This is a genomic window from Jiangella alkaliphila, from assembly GCF_900105925.1.
Classification (GTDB): Bacteria; Actinomycetota; Actinomycetes; order Jiangellales; family Jiangellaceae; genus Jiangella; species Jiangella alkaliphila.
The window spans coordinates 1,083,356-1,101,984 of the sequence record NZ_LT629791.1; the positions used below are offsets into that span (position 1 = coordinate 1,083,356).

At 72.6% G+C, this 18,629-nt stretch carries 18 protein-coding genes and 1 tRNA gene; 8 read left to right on the forward strand and 11 right to left on the reverse strand.

Annotated features, from left to right (window positions below):
- Window positions 1–23 precede the first annotated feature (23 nt).
- A tRNA-Leu gene (locus tag BLV05_RS05075) sits at window positions 24–110 on the reverse strand.
- Between the two features lie 252 nt (window positions 111–362).
- On the opposite strand from BLV05_RS05075, the gene BLV05_RS05080 reads away from it, so the two are divergent.
- The 6 genes from BLV05_RS05080 to pknB all read left to right on the forward strand — a co-directional run bounded on the left by BLV05_RS05080 (window position 363) and on the right by pknB (window position 7,841).
- The gene (locus BLV05_RS05080) at window positions 363–1,082 is read left to right on the forward strand and encodes an FhaA domain-containing protein (RefSeq protein WP_046767072.1); all 720 of its coding nucleotides are present in this window, start codon (window positions 363–365) and stop codon (window positions 1,080–1,082) included.
- Window positions 1,083–1,086: 4 nt separating this feature from the next.
- A complete protein-coding gene (locus BLV05_RS05085; RefSeq protein WP_046767071.1) occupies window positions 1,087–1,563 on the forward strand; it encodes an FHA domain-containing protein FhaB/FipA in 477 nt (158 codons plus the stop codon).
- Between the two features lie 6 nt (window positions 1,564–1,569).
- Window positions 1,570–3,045, forward strand: a complete 1,476-nt coding sequence (locus tag BLV05_RS05090; protein ID WP_052762164.1) for a PP2C family protein-serine/threonine phosphatase — start codon at window positions 1,570–1,572, stop codon at window positions 3,043–3,045.
- A complete protein-coding gene (locus tag BLV05_RS05095) occupies window positions 3,042–4,439 on the forward strand; it encodes an FtsW/RodA/SpoVE family cell cycle protein (RefSeq protein WP_046767070.1) in 1,398 nt (465 codons plus the stop codon). The genes BLV05_RS05090 and BLV05_RS05095 overlap by 4 nt, the downstream gene beginning before the upstream one ends.
- On the forward strand, window positions 4,436–5,905 hold the full coding sequence (locus BLV05_RS05100) for a peptidoglycan D,D-transpeptidase FtsI family protein (RefSeq protein ID WP_046767069.1): 1,470 nt from the start codon (window positions 4,436–4,438) through the stop codon (window positions 5,903–5,905). The genes BLV05_RS05095 and BLV05_RS05100 overlap by 4 nt, the downstream gene beginning before the upstream one ends.
- Before the next feature lie 85 nt (window positions 5,906–5,990).
- The gene (gene pknB / locus BLV05_RS05105) at window positions 5,991–7,841 is read left to right on the forward strand and encodes a Stk1 family PASTA domain-containing Ser/Thr kinase (RefSeq protein ID WP_052762163.1); all 1,851 of its coding nucleotides are present in this window, start codon (window positions 5,991–5,993) and stop codon (window positions 7,839–7,841) included.
- Between the two features lie 89 nt (window positions 7,842–7,930).
- Here the strand turns inward: pknB and BLV05_RS05110 are convergent, their stop codons facing one another.
- The 3 genes from BLV05_RS05110 to BLV05_RS05120 are packed head-to-tail and all read right to left on the reverse strand — an operon-like array spanning window position 7,931 to window position 9,305.
- Window positions 7,931–8,572 carry an aminodeoxychorismate/anthranilate synthase component II gene (locus BLV05_RS05110; RefSeq protein ID WP_046767068.1) on the reverse strand — a complete coding sequence of 214 codons (642 nt, stop codon included), beginning with the start codon at window positions 8,570–8,572 and terminating at the stop codon, window positions 7,931–7,933.
- Window positions 8,569–9,018, reverse strand: coding sequence for a DUF881 domain-containing protein (locus tag BLV05_RS05115; protein ID WP_083421275.1), 450 nt, complete (start codon window positions 9,016–9,018; stop codon window positions 8,569–8,571). Before BLV05_RS05115 ends, BLV05_RS05110 begins: the two co-directional genes overlap by 4 nt.
- Window positions 9,018–9,305: a hypothetical protein gene (locus BLV05_RS05120; RefSeq protein WP_157524202.1), complete on the reverse strand. Its 288-nt coding sequence runs from the start codon at window positions 9,303–9,305 to the stop codon at window positions 9,018–9,020. Before BLV05_RS05120 ends, BLV05_RS05115 begins: the two co-directional genes overlap by 1 nt.
- 109 nt (window positions 9,306–9,414) lie before the next feature.
- Here BLV05_RS05120 and BLV05_RS05125 point away from each other — a divergent pair, with 109 nt between their 5' ends.
- Window positions 9,415–9,672: a cell division protein CrgA gene (locus tag BLV05_RS05125; protein ID WP_046767067.1), complete on the forward strand. Its 258-nt coding sequence runs from the start codon at window positions 9,415–9,417 to the stop codon at window positions 9,670–9,672.
- Between the two features lie 538 nt (window positions 9,673–10,210).
- Here the strand turns inward: BLV05_RS05125 and BLV05_RS05130 are convergent.
- The gene (locus tag BLV05_RS05130) at window positions 10,211–11,140 is read right to left on the reverse strand and encodes a rhomboid family intramembrane serine protease (RefSeq protein ID WP_046767066.1); all 930 of its coding nucleotides are present in this window, start codon (window positions 11,138–11,140) and stop codon (window positions 10,211–10,213) included.
- A gap of 19 nt (window positions 11,141–11,159) precedes the next feature.
- Window positions 11,160–11,684: a peptidylprolyl isomerase gene (locus BLV05_RS37510; protein ID WP_046767065.1), complete on the reverse strand. Its 525-nt coding sequence runs from the start codon at window positions 11,682–11,684 to the stop codon at window positions 11,160–11,162.
- A 150-nt stretch (window positions 11,685–11,834) separates the two neighbouring features.
- Here BLV05_RS37510 and BLV05_RS37515 point away from each other — a divergent pair, with 150 nt between their 5' ends.
- Window positions 11,835–12,584, forward strand: a complete 750-nt coding sequence (locus BLV05_RS37515) for a hypothetical protein (protein ID WP_152690596.1) — start codon at window positions 11,835–11,837, stop codon at window positions 12,582–12,584.
- Window positions 12,585–12,654: 70 nt separating this feature from the next.
- Here BLV05_RS37515 and cobT read toward each other — a convergent pair whose 3' ends face one another.
- The 5 genes from cobT to cbiB all read right to left on the reverse strand — a co-directional run bounded on the left by cobT (window position 12,655) and on the right by cbiB (window position 18,590).
- Window positions 12,655–13,800: a nicotinate-nucleotide--dimethylbenzimidazole phosphoribosyltransferase gene (gene cobT / locus BLV05_RS05145; RefSeq protein ID WP_063932494.1), complete on the reverse strand. Its 1,146-nt coding sequence runs from the start codon at window positions 13,798–13,800 to the stop codon at window positions 12,655–12,657.
- The gene (cobC, locus tag BLV05_RS05150; RefSeq protein ID WP_160312713.1) at window positions 13,797–15,467 is read right to left on the reverse strand and encodes an Rv2231c family pyridoxal phosphate-dependent protein CobC; all 1,671 of its coding nucleotides are present in this window, start codon (window positions 15,465–15,467) and stop codon (window positions 13,797–13,799) included. The genes cobT and cobC overlap by 4 nt, the downstream gene beginning before the upstream one ends.
- A 107-nt stretch (window positions 15,468–15,574) precedes the next feature.
- Window positions 15,575–16,330, reverse strand: a complete 756-nt coding sequence (cobS, locus tag BLV05_RS05155) for an adenosylcobinamide-GDP ribazoletransferase (RefSeq protein ID WP_082154964.1) — start codon at window positions 16,328–16,330, stop codon at window positions 15,575–15,577.
- Window positions 16,327–17,721 (reverse strand): cobyric acid synthase, encoded by a 1,395-nt coding sequence (locus BLV05_RS05160; RefSeq protein WP_046767064.1) that lies wholly within the window; start codon window positions 17,719–17,721, stop codon window positions 16,327–16,329. Before BLV05_RS05160 ends, cobS begins: the two co-directional genes overlap by 4 nt.
- On the reverse strand, window positions 17,718–18,590 hold the full coding sequence (cbiB, locus tag BLV05_RS05165; protein WP_197683537.1) for an adenosylcobinamide-phosphate synthase CbiB: 873 nt from the start codon (window positions 18,588–18,590) through the stop codon (window positions 17,718–17,720). The genes BLV05_RS05160 and cbiB overlap by 4 nt, the downstream gene beginning before the upstream one ends.
- Window positions 18,591–18,629: the final 39 nt, after the last annotated feature.

Below are 18,629 nucleotides of genomic sequence, written 5' to 3' on the forward strand. Positions count from 1 at the left end.
GGTACCTGACCGGGATCCTGGTGTGGTGCGCGAGGGGGGAGTTGAACCCCCACGTCCTTTCGGACACACGGACCTGAACCGTGCGCGTCTGCCTATTCCGCCACCCGCGCGTGGTGCGGCACCAAGGTTAACACGCCTCCGCGCGTGGTCGATTCCACGATCTGGGGGTCTGGATGTCAGCATGGGCGGGAAGACAGTGAGAGCCGCCGGAACCAGCCGCAGGCCGTCCTTCGTCACATAAGGTTGCGACGGCCGTTTCCGCACGGCCCCGATCCAGGGCGCGACCGCACCGCACTGCAACGCGCCGTTACGATCAGGGTCTTGCCCGCGGCACCAGGTGCGAGACGTGGAGGGAGGTACCCGTGGGGGTGTTGCAGCGCTTCGAGCGCCGGCTCGAGAGCATGGTCCAAGGTGCGTTCACCCGGGCGTTCCGCTCCGAGGTGCAGCCCGTGGAGATCGCCGCGGCGATCCAGCGCGAGCTCGACAACAACGCGCAGATCGTCAGCCGCGACCGGTCGCTCGTGCCGAACGACTTCGTGGTCGAGCTGGGTCCAGGCGACTACGACCGGCTCCAGGCGTACATCGGCACGCTGGCGACCGAGCTGGTCGAACTGGCCCGCGAACACGCCGAGCTGCAGCATTACGCCTTCACGGGACCGGTCGGGGTCGGGTTCGAGAGGCACGAGGACCTCGGCACCGGCGCCTTCCGCATCCGCAGTGCGGTCCGGGCCGGCGTCGACCGCGGGGCGTCGTTCGCGCCGACACCCACCAGCGAGCAGCAGGCCGACGCGTACCTCATCATCAACGGCACCCAGCATCCGGTGCTGCCGCCCGGTGTCGTGCTGGGGCGCGGCAGCGAGTGCGACCTTCGCATCGACGATGCCGGCGTCTCGCGCCGGCATCTGGAGATCCGCGTGTACCAGCAGGGACCGCAGTCCCAGCTGGTGGCCGTCGACCTCGGCTCCACCAATGGGACGGTCGTCGACGGCGCCCGGGTGGGCCAGGCGCCACTGACCGACGGTTCCCGCATCGTGATCGGTTCCACCGTGATCGACGTCCGTCGGCGCAGTCCCGGGAGGTGAACGAGTGTCGGAACTGACACTCACGGTCATCAAGCTCGGCTTCCTGGCCGTGCTGTGGCTGCTGATCCTCTCCGTCACGTCGGCCATGCGAGCCGACCTGTTCGGCGTGCGGCCCCCGAAGCAGCCCAAGCCGCAGCGCGAGGCCCGCGAGGCGGCCAAGCAGAACCGTCAGCCTCGCGGCGCCAAGGGCACCCCCACCAGGGCGTTCCTCGTCGAAGGACCCGACACTGGGAAGTCCGTGCCGCTCGACGGCACCCCGGTCACGTTCGGCCGCGGCGCCGACTGCACCGTGCCGCTGGCCGACGAGTACGTGTCGACGCAGCACGCCAGGCTGCGGTTCCACGACGGCCAGTGGTTCGTCGAGGATCTCGGCTCGACCAACGGCACGTATGTCGGCAACCAGCGGCTCACGCGCAGCACGCCGGTCACCGCCCGCAGCCGGTTCCGGCTCGGCAAGACCGTCGTTGAGCTGCGGAAGTAGGCCTCGATGCCGTTGACGCTGCGCTACGTCGCGCGCTCCGACGTCGGCCTGGTCCGGGAGGGCAACGAGGACTCCGGCTACGCCGGCCCCTACCTCCTGGCCGTCGCCGACGGCATGGGCGGCCACGCGGCCGGCGAGGTCGCCAGCCAAGCGGCCATCGACGAGCTGGTGCTGACCGAGCGCGAACCCCGCGACAGCGACCCGCTGCAGACCCTGACGGCCGCCATCGAGGCGGCCAACAAGCGCATCCGTCAGCTCATCGTCGACGACTCCAGCCGCGAGGGCATGGGCACGACGGTCACGGCGCTGCTGTGGACCGGCGCCGCGCTCGGGCTCGGCCACATCGGCGACTCCCGCGCCTACCTGCTGCGCGGCGGCGCCATCATGCAGCTCACGCACGACCACACGTTCGTCCAGTCGCTGGTCGACGAGGGCCGCATCACGCTCGAGGAGGCCGGCGTCCATCCGGCCCGCTCGCTGATCCTCAAGGCGCTGCAGGGCCAGGGCGACGTCGACCCCGACCTGCAGGTGCTCGACGTCTATCCCGGCGACCGCCTGCTGGTGTGCAGCGACGGCCTCACCGGCGTGGTGTCCGACGCCACGCTGGAAGACACCCTCGGCTCCGTCGCCGGGCTGGACGACGCCGCCGACGAACTGATCCGGCTGGCGCTGGCCGGCGGCGCCCCCGACAACGTCACGCTGGTGCTGGCCGACGTCGTCGAGACCGATACCCCGCGGCAGCCTGACGACACCGCCGAGGCGTTCCTCGTCGGCGCCGCGGCCAGCAACGACGCACCGCCGCCGGAACGGCCGCACCGCCGCCGTCCGGGTGCCGCGCTGCGCGCCCTCGTCGGCGCCGAGGAGCACCGCCCGACGCCTGAGGATCTCGAGGCCATGCGGTACGCGCCGCAGCCGCCGCGACGCCGCCGCTGGCTGCGCACCGTCGTCATCGTCGCCGCCGTCGGGGCCATCGGCTGGGTCGGGCTCGACCTCGCCAGCGACTGGGTCCGCAACCAGTACTACATCGGCGACAGCAACGGGCAGGTGGCCATCTACCAGGGCGTGAGCCAGGAGATCGGGCCGATCCGGCTGTCCGAGCTGCACGACATCCCCGGCGGGCTGCCGGTCGAGGCGCTGCCCGACCTCTACCGCGAGCAGGTCGCCGACACCATCACGGCCGAGGACCTCCAGGACGCCGACACCGTCGTCGAACGGCTGCGCTTAGAGGCGTGCCGGGCGCACGAGCGGCTGGACGGCGGCGAGACGCCACCGCCCACGACCACCCCGACCCCGACCCCGACCCCGACGCCCACCGGCACCGCCGCGCCGCGCGCAGGCGAGGGCGAGGGCACGCCACCGGCCACCGACCCGGCGACCGAGCAGCCCACCGACAACCCCACCGAGGAAGCCGAGGGCACCGAGGACGGCTGGCTCGGCGGCGAGGTCGGCTTCCCCGGGCTGCTCTGTGCGGGGGCGTCATGACTCTGGACCGCGCCCGCGCCCGCACCGAACCACCGGCGCCCGAGACGGTCACCCCGCGCCGCGGCCGGGGTACCGAACTGGTGCTGCTAATCTTCGCCATCGGCATCGCGACGTTCGCCTACGTGAGCGTCGACCTCGGCGCGCTCGGGCGGGTGCCGCCGAACGCGCTGGGCTACCTCGGCGGGCTGTCCGCGGCCACGGCGGTCGCGCACATCGTGATCCGCATCAGGGCGCCGTACGCCGACCCCGTCATCCTGCCGATCGTCGTGACGCTGTGCGGGCTGGGCCTGGCGATGATCCACCGGCTCGACCTCGCCGACGGGACGACCCGCGCGTCCACCCAGCTCACCTGGATGGCGGTCGGCGTCGCCGCGTTCGTCTTCGTGCTGATCTTCGTGCGCGACCACCGGGTGCTGGCGCGGCTGCCGTACCTCGCCGGGCTGGCCGGGCTGCTGCTCCTGATGCTGCCGCTGCTGCCGGTCGTCGGCCACTCGATCCGCGGCGCCCGCATCTGGATCAACATCGGGCCGATGACGTTCCAGCCGGGCGAGGCCGCCAAGATCATCCTGATCATCGCGTTCGCCGCCTACCTGGTGCAGACCCGCGACGCGCTGGCGCTGGCCGGCCGCCGGTTCCTCGGCGTCGATCTGCCGCGCGCCCGTGACCTCGGGCCGATCCTGCTGGTCTGGCTCGGCGCCCTGGGCATCCTCGTCGTGCAGAACGACCTCGGCCCGTCCGTGCTGCTGTTCGGCATCTTCGTGCTGATGATCTACGTCGCCACCGAGCGCATCTCGTGGATCATCCTCGGCCTGCTGCTGATCCTGGCCGGCGGGTTCGCCGCGAACGCCGTCGTCTCGCACGTCGCCGAGCGCGTCGACTTCTGGATGGACCCGTTCATCGACCCGCAGGGCCAGGTCGCGCAGTCGCTCTACGGGCTGGCATACGGCGGCCTGCTCGGCACCGGCCTCGGCCAGGGCCGTCCGGATCTGACCCCGATCGCCGAGAGCGACTTCATCGGCTCCGCCCTCGGTGAGGAGCTGGGGCTCACCGGGCTGATCGCGATCATCCTGCTGTACGCGCTGCTCGCCTCCCGCGGCCTGCGCGCGGGCCTGCTGCTGCGCGACCCGTTCGGCAAGCTGCTGGCAGCGGGCCTCGCCGCCGGCTTCTTCCTCCAGGTCTTCATCGTGCTCGGCGGTGTCACCCGGCTGATCCCGCTGACCGGTCTGACGACGCCGTTCCTGTCACTCGGCGGCTCGTCGCTGGTGATGAACTGGGTGCTGGTCGCGTTGCTGATCCGGTTGTCCGACGCGGCCCGGCGGCCGGCCCCGCCATCGACGCCGTCGTCCTCCCCGCAGGCGGACACCGCCGTGACCCAGGTCGTGAGAATCCGATGAACTCCCCGATCCGCCGCATCTCCGCCGGCTGCCTGCTGCTGTGCGTCGCGCTGCTCATCAACGCGACGTACGTGCAGGCGTTCTGGGCCGACGACCTCAACGCGCGCTCGGAGAACCGCCGGGTGCTCCTCGACGAGTACTCGCGCGAGCGCGGCCCGATCCTGCTCGCCGACGACACCCCGGTCGCGCAGTCGACGCCGGTCGACGACGAGTACCAGTTCCTGCGCCAGTACCCCCAAGGGCCCATCTACGCGCCGCTGACCGGCTACTACTCGTACAACTACGGGCGGACGGCGCTCGAGCGGGCGCAGAACGACATCCTGTCCGGCGACGACGACCGACTGTTCGTCCGCCGGCTCATCGACCTCGTCACCGGTGAGGAACCGCGCGGCGGCGCCGTCCGGCTGACCATCGACCCGGCGGCCCAGCAGGCCGCGTGGGACGGCCTCACCGACGCGGGCTTCAAGGGCGCCGTCGTCGCCATCGACGTCCAGACCGGCGCGATCCTGGCGATGGTCAGCACACCGTCGTACGACCCCAACCCGATGGCCAGCCACTCGATCGAGGAGCAGACGGCCACCCGCGACGCCCTGGCCGCCGACCCCGACAAGCCCGACCTCAACCGCGCGATCGCCCAGCGGCTGCCACCGGGCTCGGTGTTCAAGCTGGTCACGGCCGCCGCGGCGCTGGAGTCCGGCCAGTTCGAGCCCGACACCGAGGTGCCCGGGCCGGCCGACTACGACGTGCCGCAGTCGTCCCGCCCGCTGCCCAACCAGAACGGTCAGGCCTGCGGCGACGGCACGCCGACGCTCACCGAGGCGCTGCGGGTCTCGTGCAACACCGCATTCGCCTTCCTCGGCAACGAGCTGGGTGACGACGCGCTGCGCGAGCAGGCCGAGCGGTTCGGCTTCGGCACCCAGCCGCTGACGAACGACGACATGAACGCCGCGACCAGCGTCTTCCCGGCCGAGCTCGACGACGCCCTGCTGGCCTACTCGGCGATCGGGCAGTTCGAGGTCGCCGCGACGCCGTTGCAGATGGCCATGGTGTCCGCGGCCATCGCCAACGACGGCGTGCTGATGGAGCCGTACATCGTCCGCGAGGTCAGCGGGCCGGACCTGGTCAGCCCGATCGAGCGGACCGAGCCGGAGGAGCGCACCCGCGCCGTCTCGCCGGAGACCGCCGAGCAGCTGACCGAGATGATGGTCGACGTGGTCGAGAACGGTACCGGCGAGAACGCGCAGATCGACGGCATCCAGGTCGCGGGCAAGACCGGCACCGCCCAGAGCTCGGAGGACCGGCCTCCGTACGCGTGGTTCACGTCCTTCGCGCCGGCCGACGAGCCCAGCGTGGCGGTCGCCGTCGTCATCGAAGACGCGCCCGACACCGCGCGCGACGACATCGGCGGCGGACGGCTCGCGGCGCCCATCGCCAGGGACGTCATGCAGGCGGTGTTGGGATCGTGACCATCTTCACTGTTCGGTCAGGTAGAGCAGCAGGCCCACCGGAACGGGTAGCCTGCGCGGGGTTGAGTCGAGAAAGGGCCGCACAATGAACGAGTTGCGACTCCTGGGAGATCGCTACGAGCTGGGCGAGGTGATCGGCCGTGGAGGCATGGCCGAAGTCCGCCGTGGCCGCGACTCCCGGCTGGGGCGCATCGTCGCTCTGAAGATGCTGCGGGTCGACCACTCGAGCGACGCCACGTTCCAGGCCCGGTTCCGCCGTGAGGCGCAGTCAGCGGCGTCACTGAACCACCGCAACATCGTCGCCGTCTACGACACCGGCGAGGACTACATCGACGGCCACCGTATTCCGTACATCGTCATGGAGTACGTCGAGGGCCAGACGCTGCGCGAGATACTGCAGGAGCAGCAGCGGTTCACGCCGGAGCGGTCGATCGAGATCCTCGTCGCGACGCTCGACGCGCTGGAGTACAGCCACCGCGCCGGCATCGTCCACCGCGACATCAAGCCGGGCAACATCATGATCACCAACGGCGGCGAGGTGAAGGTCACCGACTTCGGCATCGCCCGGTCACTGGCCGACACCGGCATGGCGCTCACCCAGACCGCCGCCGTCGTCGGGACCGCGCAGTACATCTCGCCTGAGCAGGCGCGTGGCGAGCAGGCCGACGCCCGCAGCGACCTCTACGCCAGCGGCTGTGTGCTGTACGAGCTGCTCACCGGCCGGCCGCCGTTCATCGGCGAGTCGCTGGTGTCGGTGGCGGTCTCGCACGTCCGCGAACAGGCGACGCCGCCGTCGGCGCTCGACCCGAACATCACGCCCGAGCTCGACGCCATCGTCATGAAGTCGCTGGCCAAGGACCGCCTGCACCGGTACCAGAGCGCCTACGAGATGCGTACCGACCTCGAGCGGGCCGCCGCCGGGCTGCCGGTCGCCGCGGCCGCCGACACGTCCGCCGCGACGCAGCTCATCGCGAACGCCGCGCCGGCCACCGTCGCCGGCGCGATGCCGCTCGACGACGACACGCCGTTCCCCGACGAGTTCGACGACGACGAGGACGACCAGCGCAAGGGCTTCAGCTGGTGGGCCGTCGTCCTCGGCGCGCTGGCCATCCTGGCGATCGCCGGGCTGATCGGCTACCTGGTGTTCAACTCCGGCGGCACAGCGCAGGCGACCGTCCCGAACCTCGTCGGCATGACGCAGGAAGAGGCGACGGCGCGGCTGACCGAGGAGAATCTCGAAGCCACGGTCGAGACCGAGCCGGTCGACGACGAAGCGCAGATCGGCGCGGTCATCCGTCAGGATCCGGTGCCCTCCACTCAGCTCGACGAGGGCTCCGCCGTGACGCTCACCATCGGCGCGGCGCCCGACATGGTCACCGTTCCGGGGGTCGTCGGCCGGCCTCAGGCAGAGGCCGAGGAGTTGCTCCGCGAGGCAGGACTCCAACCAGGCAACGTCAGCCGGCAGGACAGTGAGGACGAGGCCGGCACCGTTCTCGCGACGGATCCGGAGGCCAACGCCTCCGTGGCACCAGGAACCACGGTCAACCTCACGATCTCCAGCGGCGAGGTCGCCATTCTGGCGCCGAACGTGGTCGGCATGAGCGAGGACGCCGCCGTCCAGGCCCTGGAGCGGCTCGGTCTGGTGGCCGACCCCCGCAACGAGGAGACGGCCGACGTGCCCGAGGGCAACGTCTTCCGGCAGGAGCCGGGCGAAGGCACAGAGCTCGAAGAGGGCGACACCGTCATCATCTACGTCGCCGAGGCGCCGCCGGAGGAGCCCACCGAGGAGCCGACGGAGACCGAGACGGAGACGCCGACCGAGACCCCAACCGAGACCGAGACCCCGCCTGGCGACGAGACGGGCGACCCGTCCGGGACCGAGAATGGTGAGAGTGGTGAGGGCGGCACGGAGGAGGGCGGCGTCCTCGGCCCGTAGCCGACTGGCCGCGACCCATGCACGAACGAGAGCCGCGCGGCTCGGGAGCATCTCCCGGGCCGCGCGGCTCTCGTTCTGTGGCTTGACGGTCAGGCGGGCAGGTCGGCGGACGGTCCGTGCGAGACGACCGGGGCCAGCCCCGCGGACCGAGCGACCGCGCCGTCGTCGCCGCAGACGGCGAGCCAGTTGGCCAGCATGCGGTGGCCGCCCTCGGTGAGCACCGACTCGGGGTGGAACTGGACCCCCTCGACCGGCAGCGTCCGGTGCCGCATGGCCATGACGACGCCGCCCGCGGTGCGCGCCGTCACCTCCAGCTCGGCCGGGACGGTGCCGGGCTCGACGGCCAGCGAGTGGTAGCGGGTGGCGGTGAAGGGGCTGGCCAGACCGGCCAGGACGCCGTCGCCGTCGTGGAGGACCTGGCTGGTCTTGCCGTGCAGCAGCTCGGGCGCGCGGCCGACGGTGGCGCCGTATGCGACGCCGATGGCCTGCAGCCCGAGGCACACGCCGAAGATCGGGGTGCGCCCGGCCAGCGTGTGGACGAGGTCGATGCAGCCGCCGGCCTTCTCGGGCGTGCCGGGGCCGGGGGAGAGCAGGACGCCGTCGTAGCCGTCGGCCGAGCCGATCTCGTCGTTGCGGCGCACATCGCACTCGGCGCCGAGCTGGGCGAGGTACTGGACGAGGTTGAAGACGAAGCTGTCGTAGTTGTCGACCACGAGGATGCGCCGGCTCACGACGTCTGGCCTCCCTGCACGCTGCCGGTGAAGGCCGGCATCGTGATGTTCTCCTCGCCGGCGACGCCGTAGTGCAGCCCGATGCGGTCGGCCCACGCGCGGTACTCACGCACCTGCGGCGACGCGTCGAGCGAGTCGCGCATGGCGTCGGCGTCGCCGATGGCGCTGATGGTGTACGGCGGGTAGAAGGTGCGGCCGTTGAGCAGCAGCACCGGACCCTCGCACTCGACCGTGCTGGTCCAGACGATGCGCTGGTCCATGACGGTCAGGGCCTCGGCCCCGCCCGCCCACAGCGCGTTGATGACGCCCTCGAGGTCCTGCTGGTGCACGAGGTAGTCCTCGGTGTTGAACTCGGAGTCCTCGCTCAGATTGTTCGGCAGCTCCGCGTCGTCCAGCGTGACCGTCAGCCCCGGACCCTGGACCGCGGTGAGCCCGGCCTCCGGCATCAGCTCCTCGGTGTGGCGGTCGACCTCGGCGGACTCACTGTTGCCCCGCCGGCGGTGAGATCTTCGATGTCGGAGGAGATGTCGTCGATGCGGGCCTGGAGCTCCTGGACGCGCTGCTCCTCGGCCCGCACCAGGTCGGAGAACGCGACGACGTCGCTGCCCCGGAGGTCTTCGCCGTCGGCGGCCTTGGCACTGGTGATGAGCAGGACACCACAGCCTGCGAGCACCACGGGGGCCAGGAAGCGCCAGGCCCGGGGGTAGTCGGACGACCGGCTGATGGTGGCCACCTCCAAGTGGGACGATCGGGACCGCGTGCCGCGATGTGGGCGCTCGGCCCGCTGACGACTACGCTAGCCGAGCATCACCGCAACCAGCCAAGACCGAGAGGAACCGACCGTGCCCAAGTCTCGCAGCCGTCGCAAGGACGACGACTACACCCCTCCGGAGCGGGGCGAGTTCAAGGACTCGACGGTGTCCGGTCGCTGGGTCGTCCCCACCATGATCACCCTACTCGTCGTCGGGCTGGTGTGGATCGTCGTCTACTACCTCGTCGGCGACGACATCCCGGTGGTCCAAGACCTCGGCGGCTGGAACCTGTTGATCGGCATGGGGCTGATCACCGGCGGCTTCATGACCGCCACCCGCTGGAAGTGATCGATTCCCTCGCTGAACTGGGGGAACGCCGCTGTCCACAGGTTATTGCACAGCTGTGATTACACGCGTGTAATTTTCCCCAGTGGGGATAACTCCTGTGGATAACCTCGCCGCCGGCGTTGGGGTGTGGATGCCCGAGCGCCGGCCGGCCGTGTTCGTCGCGGTGGGTCGGTGGCCGTCGGGGGACGGGGTTCGGGACGGCGCGCCCGTGGCCGGCGGCGGTCGGGTTCGAGGACGACGGGGTGCGCCATGCGGCGCACCCCTGCTCGACGTGACCCACGACGACTGGGGCCGGGCGCGCTGGCGTCCGCTGCGGGGCGGCGGCCAGCCGGCCCTTGCCGTCGCGGTGGTGCGGACCACGCCCCTTCGCTCTGAGCGAGGACCAGGGACACGCTGCTGCTACGCCGGACACCCGCCCCGTCACCCGAGTTGATCTTGGAGTTGTTCGGGTACTACCGTCCCGAATGTCCGCTTGATGGCCGAAGAACTCCAAGATCAACTGTGCCGTCTGGCGGAACGAGGCGCGCGTGACGCTTGGTCAGATGACGGCGATCATGATGACGGTCGTGATGAGCAGAGCAGCGCCGAGCGAGCCGATCAGCCCCCAGAGGCTGCGCTGCTCACGCGGGGCGTAGGCGAACACCGCCGCGAGCGCCGTCCCGATGGCCAGGCCGCCGAGGTGGGCCCGCCAGTCGATGCCGGAGATGGTGAAGCTGAACGCCAGGTTGAGGGCCAGCACCACGAGGATGCTGCGGGTGTCGCCGCCGAGCTTTCGGGCGACCACGAAGAGCGCGCCGAACAGGCCGTACACGGCTCCCGACGCCCCGATGGAGATGTTGTACGGGGCCGAGACCATCAACAGCGACGCCGCCGAGCCGCCGAGGGCCGACAGCAGGTAGAGCGTGATGAACCGGGACCGGCCGAGCAGCGGCTCCAGCTGCGAACCGAGCATGTACAGCGCCAGCATGTTCAGCGCGATGTGCAGCACGCTGACGTGCATGAAGGTGGCGGTGATGACCCGGTACCACTCGCCGTCGACGATGCCGAACGAGAACGCGTCGGTGGGGTCGCCGAGGACCAGGCCCAGCCGGGCGGCCAGTTCGTTGGTGCCTGAGGCGCGGGCGTATTCGGCCAGGATCGTGTCGCCACGCGTGCCGATGACCAGGCCCATCACCCAGATGACCACGTTGATGCCGATGATGGTGAGCGTGACGAGGTTGGCGTTGCCCTCGCGGCGCTGCCCGCCCAGCGCCGTCCTGGCCTGGCGGACGCCCTTGCGGCCCTCGGCGACGCACTGCGGGCACTGGTAGCCGACCGGCGCGGCGATCATGCAGTCGGGGCAGATCGGCTTGTTGCACCGCGAGCAGCGGATGTACGTCTCGCGGTCAGGGTGGCGATAACAGGTCGGCGGCGCGGCCGAGTCGCCACTGGCGGGCGGCCCGGCCGGACCACCGGCATTTCCGGTCATGGAGGACGGCTCTCGGGTCTCAGCCGCCGGTGACGGTGACCGACTCGATGATGACGGGCTCGCGCGGCCGGTCACCACGGTCGGTGGGCGTGGCGGCGATGGCGTCGACGACGTCGCGGCTGCTCTGGTCGGCCACCTCACCGAAGATGGTGTGACGGCGGTTCAGGTGCGGCGTCGGGCCGACGGTGATGAAGAACTGCGAGCCGTTGGTGTTGGGCCCGGCGTTGGCCATGGCCAGCAGGTACGGCTTGTTGAACGCCAGCTCCGGGTGGAACTCGTCGGCGAAGTCGTAGCCGGGACCGCCGGTGCCGTTGCCCAGCGGGTCGCCGCCCTGGATCATGAAGCCGGAGATGACGCGGTGGAAGACGGTGCCGTCGTACAGCTTGTCGGAGGTCTTCTCACCGGTTTCCGGGTTGACCCACTCGCGCTCGCCCTGCGCGAGCTCGACGAAGTTGCGCACCGTCTTCGGAGCGTGGTTGGGCAGCAGTGCCACGGTGATGTCGCCGCGGTTGGTGTGCAGGGTGGCATGAAGCTCGTCGGCCACGGGTAAGCCCTTCGCTGTTCGATGTCCTCGATATTTGCTCCATCCTCGCACGCCGTGGCGTATGTCGGCATACGGTCGTGAGTAAGGCAAGATCGGGGGGATACAACGGGGACAGGGGCCCTGCACGCGATCCGACAAGGGAGGCCCAACGTGAGCAGGCGATTCAGCATCCGGCGGAACAGCCGCACCGAGGATGCGAAGGTGCGCACGCAGGAGGCTGCGGAACAGGCCCGCCAGGCCGCACGCGAAGCCGGTCGGCGCGCCCGCGACGCCGCGACACCAGTGGTCGACTCCGCGCGAGAGCGGCTGACGCCGGTCGTCGAGTCTGCGGTCGACAAGATGGGCCCGAAGGTCCAGGCGGCGCGCGAGAAGGTCGGGCCGGCCGCGAACCAGGCCAAGGAGACGCTGCTGCACGACGTCGTCCCGCGGGTCGCCGACTCGCTGGCGGTCGCGGCGGACAAGTTCTCCGAGCGTGCGCACGAGCTGTCCGAGAAGACGGCCGTGCTCGCGGAGAAGGCCGAGAAGCAGCGCAAGCGGCGCCGCCGGGTCGTCGCGGTGCTTGGCGGGTTCGCCGCCGCGGGCGCCGCGCTGGCCGCGGTCGTGCGCCGGCGCGGGCAGTCCGACCAGTGGACGACGTACGACCCGTCCACGGGTCCGTGGGCACCGGCGCCGTCGCCCGACGCCAAGCCGGCCGCTGAGCCCGCTCCGGTCGCCGCGAAGAAGGCCGCGTCGAGCTCCAACGCCGCGGGGGGCGACAAGCCGGCCGCGAAGAAGGCGCCGGCCAAGAAGAGCGCTCCGGCGAAGAAGACCGCGGCCAAGAAGGCGCCCGCGAAGAAGGCGGCGCCCACCTCGGCCGCCGGCAACAGCAGCCAGGGCACGCTCGACGGCAGCCAGAACTAGCGAGCCGACCGACGAAGACAGCGGAGCCGAGCCCGCGGGTGCGGTGGATGCGGGGATTGCGGAGCCGGCGTCAAGAGCGCCCGCGGCATGCTTCACCGCCGCGAAGCGGAGCCGGCGCAGCAATCGCCGCATCCACCGCACCAGGACCAGGCAACGTGCTAGGCGCTCTTGTCACGTCGGCGAGCGTCGCCATGTCCGTCAGCACTCGCGCGGCGGCCTGCACCAGCGGGACGGCCAGCAGCGCGCCGGTGCCTTCGCCGAGCCGCAACGACAGGTCGAGCAGAGCAGGTTCACCGAGCCGGTCGGGCAGCCTCCGCCCGCCCGGCTCGGCCGACGTGTGCCCGGCGACCAGGTAGCCGGCGACCTCCGGGGCGAGCGCGACGGCGGCCAGCGCCGCGGCCCCGGTGACGACGCCGTCGACGACGACGGGGATCCGCGCGGCCGCTCCGGCCAGCATGACGCCGACCAGCGCCGCGTGCTCCAGCCCGCCCAGCGACGCCAGTGTCTCCAGCGGTCCGGACCGGCCGGCCGCGGCGTGCCGGGCCAGCGCCGTCCGCACGACGTCGACCTTGTGCGCCGTCCGGCCGTCGTCGAGATTGGCGCCCTTCCCGGTCACGTCGGCCGGGTCGGCGCCGGTGAACGCCGCGAACAGGGCGGCCGACGCCGTCGTGTTGCCGATGCCGACCTCGCCGGTCACGAGCAGGTCGGTGCCGCCGTCGATCAGCTCCGCCGCGACCCGGGCGCCCGCGCGGATCGCCGTCCGGCACTCGTCGAGCGTCATCGCCGGCTCGACGGCGAGGTCGCGGGTGGCGCTGCGCACCCGCTCGTCGCGCACGCCGTCGGGGACCGGGCCGAGCCGCAGCGTCCCGACGTCGACGACCACGACCTGCGCGCCGACCGTCCGGGCGATCGCGTTCACCGCGGCCCCGCCCGAGACGACGGTCGCGACCATCGCCGCCGTCACCTCCTGCGGCCAGTCGGAGACGCCTTGAGCGTGCACTCCGTGGTCGGCCGCGGCCACGACCAATGCCGGCGACGACGGCACCGGCGGCGGGCAGCGGTGCGCGATCGCGGCCAGCCGGGCGCCGAGATCCTCCAGGCGCCCGAGGCTGCCCGGTGGCTTTGCCAGCCCGGCGTGCCGTTCGCGGGCCTGCGCGTACGCCGTCCGGTCGACCGGCCGGACCTGCTCGACGAGCTCTTCCACGGTCGGCGTCATGCCGGCCCTCCTTCTTCGATGGTGCGTAGCGCGGCGATCAACCTGCGGTTCGTCGCCCGGTCGCGGACGGCGACTCGCACGGCGCGGTCGTCCAGCCCCGGGAACGTGTCGGCCCGGCGGGCCGCCAGGCCGTGCTCGAGCAGCCGGTCGCGCAGGCCCGGCCGGCCGGAGCAGACCAGCACGAAGTTCGCGTGCGCGTCCCACAGCTCCAGGCCGCCGACGGCCCGCAGCTCGGCGACCAGCTCGGTCCGCGACTCGGCGACAGCGGCGGCCCGCTCGCGCCGCTCGGCCTCGGCGGCCGGCGACGCCAGCGCCTCGATCGCGGTCAGGGCGAGGCTGTTGACGCTCCACGGCTGGCGGCCGGCGGCGAGCCTGCCGATGGTGGCCGGCGGGCCGACGACGTAGCCGACCCGGAGGCCGGCCAGCCCCCACAGCTTGGTCAGGCTCCGTACGGTGACGACGCCGGGCAGGTCACGACGCCCGGCCACGCCGTCGGCGTCGTCCAGGAACTCCGCGAACGCCTCGTCGACGACGACGGTCCGGCCGGGCCTGGTGAGCGCCGCGACCGTCTCGACCGGGTCGAGCGCCCCGGTCGGGTTGTCCGGCCGCCCGACCACGACGAGGTCCGCCTCCTCGGGCACGGCAGACGGGTCCAGCCGCCAGGCCCGCTCGGCCTCGCGCATGACCCGGACCACGGGGACGCCGGCGGCCCGCAGCGCCGCCTCGGGCTCGGTGAACGACGGGTGCACGCAGGCGGCCAGCCGCGGCCGGAGCACCCTGGCCAGCAGCCAGAACGCCTCCGCCGCACCGTCGACGACCATGCACTCCTCGGCGGGACGGCCATGCCTTGCGGCCGCCGCGGCGCGGGCGGCGCGATCGTCCGGGTAGGCGGCCAGGTCGCGCACGGCTCCCGCCAGCCGCTCTGCCAGCCACGACGGTGGTCCCGGCAGCACGTTGACGGCGAGATCGACCGCGCCGGGCGGCACCTGGGTGTCACCATGCTCGCGCAACAGTGGGTCCACCACAGGCGCCCCACCCCGTCCCTGTTGATCATGGAGAAGGTCGGCTTCCCGGGCGCTCGGCAGCCGACTTTCTCCATGATCAACGGGGACCGTGGGCGGCATGTCGGGCTCGAGGCGGACCGCGCGGCCGCCGACCACGAGGAGGGCCTCGTCCGCCGCTGCGGAGAGCGTCTGGACCGCCCGGCCGTGCACGTCGACATAGAGCCGGGCGCCGGGACCGCCGGCGTGGACACCCAGGCCGGGCTGGCCGGCGATGACCAGCACGTCCACGTCCGTCGCCGCGACCGCGGCGCAGAACGCGCGCAACGCCGCCACCACGTCGTCCTCGGCGCGTGCCCGCAAAGCGGGGTCGGGCACGTCGTCGCCGACGAAGACGCCGGCCGACTCGAGGGTCTCGGCCAGCCAGGTGTCCAGCGCGTCGACCAGCACGAACGACCCGGTTCCCGCCGAAGCGACCGCGGCCGCCAGGTCGAACGTCTCCAGGGTCCGCCAGTGCGCGGGTCGGTCCGCCCGGTGCCGCTCGACCCGGGCCTTGAACTCCTCGTCGCGGACGACGGCCGGCGCGACGACCACGACGGGACGGCCGCTGGCCTCGGCCCGGCGCGCCGCCAGCCCGGACTTGCCCGACTTCTGGCCGCCCAGCACCAGCGTCAGCCGCCCCCGCGCTGCCGCCTGCCCCCGTTGATCACGGAGAAGGTCGGCTTCCGAGCGCCCGGGAACCCGACCTTCTCCATGATCAACGGGGGTCGGGGTCACAGTAGGTCCTCCTGGGCCAGCGCCACGACGACGATCGCGACGGCGAGGTTCGTCAGCGCCACCCCGGCGCCGAGCACGTCTCCGGTGACCCCGCCGATCCGCCGACGGGCGGCACGGCGCAGGCCGAGCACCGGCACGGCCGCCGCGGCGAGCACGACCGGCGCCCACCAGCCGGTCACGAGCACGGCCACGACGAGCACGGTCACCGCCGCCACGACGGCATCCCCGGCACGGAGCCGGCCGAGCCGCTGGCCCTGACCATCGACCCGGGCGACCGGCAGCCAGGCCGCCAGCACCAGCGGCGCCGCCCGCGCGACGACGTGGCCGGCGAGGAGCACGCGGGCGACGTCGGTGAAGGCCGCCGATCCGGCCGTCGCCAGCAGCGCCACCCGAAGCAGCAGGTCGCCGGCCAGCGCCAGCGCGCCGTACGTGCCGAGCCGGCTGTCGCGCATGATCTCCAGGCGCCGTTCCCGGGTCGAGCCGCCCCACAGCCCGTCAGCGGTGTCTGCGAGCCCGTCCTCGTGCAGGGCACCGGTGACGATCACGGTCGCCAGCACCGCCGCCACCGCGGCCACCAGCGGACCGGCCAGAGCGTCCGCCACCCACCACACCGCCAGCCCCACCGCCCCGACCAGCGCGCCGACCAGCGGGAACCACGCACCGGCCCGGTCCAACCCTGGTCTAGCGTTCGCGGAAGCGCCGACCGGTATCCGGGTCAGGAACTCCACCGCCGTACGCAGCGCCGCGATCACGACAGCCCCACCAGACCCCGCAGCAGCCGCGTGTCGACGTGCTGCTCGACGACGTCGGCGAGCCGCTCGAACGTCGCCTCCAAGGTCCGGGCCGGCCGGGCGCCGAAGAGAGCCTCGAGCACCGCCGCGTCCTCGAACAGGCCGTGCAGATACCACCCGGCGACGTTCCTGTCGGCCACGACGACGGCGTCCGACCCGGCGTCGTCCACCGTGCGGCCCTGCCGGATCTCATAGCCGTGGACCGGCAGCCCGCTCAGCGCCGCCCACGGCTCGGCGAACGCGGGCAGCGTCAGCGACCGCCGCCGGACCAGCTTGTCGCGCTCGAACGTCGTGGTCAGCGGCAGCAGGCCGAGCCCGTCGCCGGCACCGTCGACGCCGTGCGGATCGGACAGCCGCCGTCCGAGCAGCTGCAGCCCGCCGCACACGCCCATGACCCGCACCCCCGGCCGCCCGGCGGCCGCGACCACCGCGTCGCCGACCCCCGAGTCTCGCAGCCAGCGCAGGTCCGACGCCACGTGCTTCGAGCCCGGTAGCAGCACCGTTGCCGCGCCGTCGAGGTGCCAGGGCTGCGTCGCCCAGCGCACGTCGGCCACCTGCTCCAGCAGCGCGAACTCGTCCAGGTTCGACGCCGCCGGGTAGCGGACGATCGCGACCGGCGGCAGCCCGCCCCGCACCGGCGCTCGCAATGCCGCGCCGTCCTCGTCGGGGAGGTCGTGCCGGATCATCGGGACGACGCCGACGGTCGGCACGCCGGTCAGCCGTTCCAGCTGTTCCGGCCCGGGCGGCAGCAGCGACGCGTCGCCGCGGAAGCGGTTGAGCACGAAGCCGCGGATCCGCCGCTGGTGGTGCGGCGGCAGCAGCGCCCACGTGCCGTAGAGGTGGGCGAAGGCGCCGCCGCGGTCGATGTCGACGGCGAGCAGCACGGGCGCCTCGGCCCGCTCGGCGACCCTCATGTTCACGATGTCGTTGGCGGCGAGGTTGATCTCGGCCGGGCTGCCGGCGCCCTCGATGACCACGACGTCGTACTCGTCGAGCAGCTCGGCCAGCGCGTTCTCGATGGTGGGCCAGAGGGCTTCGCTGCGGTCGCGCCACGGCCGCCGGGACAGTTCGGCGTCGACGCGGCCCAGCCGGACGACCTGGCTGGTGCCGGACTCGGGCTTGAGCAGGACGGGGTTCATCCGCACGTCCGGCTCGACCCTGGCGGCGCGCGCCTGCAGCCACTGCGCGACGCCGATCTCGCCGCCCTCGACGACGCGCGCGTTGTTCGACATGTTCTGTGCCTTGAACGGCGCGACCTTCAGGCCCTGGCGCACGTACCAGCGGCACAGCGCGGTCGTGAGCAGGCTCTTCCCGGCCCAGCTGGTGCAGCCCTGCACCATGACGGCGGTCATCGCGCCCGCGCCCCGGCGACTACGGCGGCAGCTGCGGCCAGCGCCCACCCGCGGCGCCGGGCCAGCCGCAGAGCAGCACGGACGTCACCGGGCTCGACCGCGCGACCTCCCGCACCGAGCGCGTAGACGCCCGGCTTGGCCAGCCACACGCCCAGCCGCAGCGCCAGCGCCGCCATCGGCCAGCCCGCGTTCGGTGACGGGGTCAGCGCGGCCTCCGCGCGCAGCCGCTCCCACGACACCGTCCGGCCGGCCAGCAGCAGACCGGTGAGCCGGGCCGGCACCAGGTTGAGCAGGTCGTCGGCGCGCGCGGCGACCCGGCCGGCGTGGTTCCAGCGCGGCGTGCGGTAGCCCCAGACGGCGTCGGCGGTGTTGGCGAACCGGTAGAGCGCGGCCGCCGGCAACCCACCCACGGCGTACCAGAACAGCGGCGCGACGACGGAGTCGGACAGGTTCTCGCCCAGCGACTCGACCGCCGCCTGCCGGATCTCGTCCGGCGTCAGCTCGGACACGTCGCGGCTGACGATACGGGCCACCGCCGCCCGCCCCGCCGCCACGCCGCCGGAGGCCAGGGCGCGCTCCACCCCGGCGACCTCGTCGAGCAGCATCCGGTGCGCGAACAGCGGCCACAGCGCCACGCCGACGGCGACCGGCCGCAACGGCGACGGCAACCGGGCCGCCGCCCGGGACACGAGCAAGCCCGCGCCGTACGCCGTCACAGCTCCGAAAGCCCAGGCCAGGGCGCCGGTCGCCACCGCGCGCCCGGGCGGACCCGACGGCACGCGGCGCGCGGCCCAGGCGAGATACCGCCCGGTCCAGCGGACCGGGTGCACCGCCAGCGGTGGCTCCCGGAACGCGGCGTCCAACGCCACGGCCACCACGACGGCTGCCGCGGCAGTCCACCCGCCCTT

Bases quoted from the DNA above. Each gene is read 5' to 3' on its own strand.
- BLV05_RS05095 (WP_046767070.1), top strand. From the start codon at position 3,042: ATGACTCTGGACCGCGCCCGCGCCCGCACCGAACCACCGGCGCCCGAG.
- BLV05_RS05090 (WP_052762164.1), top strand. From the start codon at position 1,570: ATGCCGTTGACGCTGCGCTACGTCGCGCGCTCCGACGTCGGCCTGGTC.
- BLV05_RS05115 (WP_083421275.1), bottom strand. From the start codon at position 9,018: ATGCCGGAGGCCGGGCTCACCGCGGTCCAGGGTCCGGGGCTGACGGTC.
- BLV05_RS05100 (WP_046767069.1), top strand. From the start codon at position 4,436: ATGAACTCCCCGATCCGCCGCATCTCCGCCGGCTGCCTGCTGCTGTGC.
- pknB (WP_052762163.1), top strand. From the start codon at position 5,991: ATGAACGAGTTGCGACTCCTGGGAGATCGCTACGAGCTGGGCGAGGTG.
- cobT (WP_063932494.1), bottom strand. From the start codon at position 13,800: ATGACGCCGACCGTGGAAGAGCTCGTCGAGCAGGTCCGGCCGGTCGAC.
- BLV05_RS05130 (WP_046767066.1), bottom strand. From the start codon at position 11,140: ATGACCGGAAATGCCGGTGGTCCGGCCGGGCCGCCCGCCAGTGGCGAC.
- BLV05_RS05160 (WP_046767064.1), bottom strand. From the start codon at position 17,721: ATGACCGCCGTCATGGTGCAGGGCTGCACCAGCTGGGCCGGGAAGAGC.